Annotated in this window: 2 pseudogenes; one reads left to right on the forward strand and one right to left on the reverse strand. The window is 73.7% G+C overall.

What is annotated here, in order from left to right:
* Positions 1-86: 86 nt before the first annotated feature.
* A pseudogene (locus ACWEN3_RS46490) lies at positions 87-1,319 on the forward strand (ATP-binding cassette domain-containing protein); the annotation flags it as partial.
* 72 nt (positions 1,320-1,391) lie between these two features.
* Here the strand turns inward: ACWEN3_RS46490 and ACWEN3_RS46495 are convergent.
* Positions 1,392-1,471, reverse strand: a pseudogene (locus tag ACWEN3_RS46495) (L17 family ribosomal protein); the annotation flags it as partial.

Here is a 1,471-nt window from a genome sequence, read left to right on the forward strand (position 1 = left end):
CTGGGGCAGCCCGCTGTTCCACCTCGGCGCGTTCATGGTGATCGCCGGACACGTGGTGGGGCTCGCCGTGCCCGCCTCGTGGACCACGACCGCGACGCGCGCGTGCCGTCGACGTGCTCGACCGGGTCGGCATCCCGGACGCGGGGCGGCGGTCGCGGTCGCGGCCCCACGAGTTCAGCGGCGGCATGCGCCAGCGCGCCCTCATCGCCATGGCCCTCGCCTGCGACCCCGACCTGCTGATCGCGGACGAGCCGACCACCGCCCTCGACGTCACCGTCCAGGCCCAGATCCTCGACCTGCTGCACACGCTGCGCGAGGAGACCGGCATGGGCCTGCTGCTCGTCACCCACGACGTGGGGGTGGCGGCCGAGAGCGTGGACGACGTCCTCGTCATGCGGCACGGCAGGGCGGTCGAGCACGGCCCGGTCGGCGCGGTGCTCGCCGCGCCCCGGGAGGCGTACACCCGCGAACTCCTCGACGCCGTACCCCGCGTGGACGCGCGCCGCACCCGCTCCGAGGCGTCCGGCGAGGTCGTCCTGGAGGCCACCGGAGTGCGCCGCGAGTTCGGGCGCGGCAGGCGGACGGTCGCCGCCGTGGACGACGTCTCCCTGTCCGTCCGGCGCGGAGAGACGGTCGGCGTGGTCGGCGAGAGCGGCAGCGGGAAGACCACCCTCGGCCGCATGCTGGTCGGGCTGCTGGAGCCGACCGCCGGCGGGATCCGCTACGAAGGGCGCCCGCACACCGGAGTGAACCCGGCCGTCCAGATGGTCTTCCAGGACCCCGTCTCCTCCCTCAACCCCCGCCGCAGCGTGGGCGAGTCCATCGCCGACCCGCTCCGCGCCCGTGGCGAACGCGAAGAGCAGCGCATCCGGGGGCGCGTGACGGAACTGCTGGAGCGCGTGGGGCTCGAGAGGGCGCACTACGACCGCTACCCGCACGAGTTCAGCGGCGGCCAGCGCCAGCGCATCGGCATCGCCCGGGCACTCGCCGCCGAGCCGCGCGTCATCGTCTGCGACGAGCCCGTCTCCGCGCTCGACGTCACCACACAGGCCCACGTGGTGGGCCTGCTCGGCGAACTGCAGCGGGAACTCGGCCTCGCGCTGGTCTTCATCGCGCACGACCTCGCCGTGGTCCGGCAGGTCAGCGACCGGGTCGCGGTGATGCGCCGGGGCCGGCTCGTCGAGTACGGACCGGCCGACGAGGTGTACGACAGCCCGCGCGAGGCGTACACCGCCCAGCTCCTGGCCGCCGTACCCGCGCTCGACCCGGAACTGGCGGCCCGGCGCCGCGCCGCCCGCCGCGAACCCGCGGTGGCGTAACGTTTCGTATACGCTTGATCACCGTGTGACTGCATAGCGCGGCCGAACGCCCCCCGTACGCGAAAGTTACGACCGTTCACCCCTTTTGGTGATGCGGGTGTAGCCACCCGGACGGTTCTCGTACCGCGGGCCGATCTCGGTGAAGAGCGTGT

This window comes from Streptomyces sp. NPDC004561 (assembly GCF_053602155.1).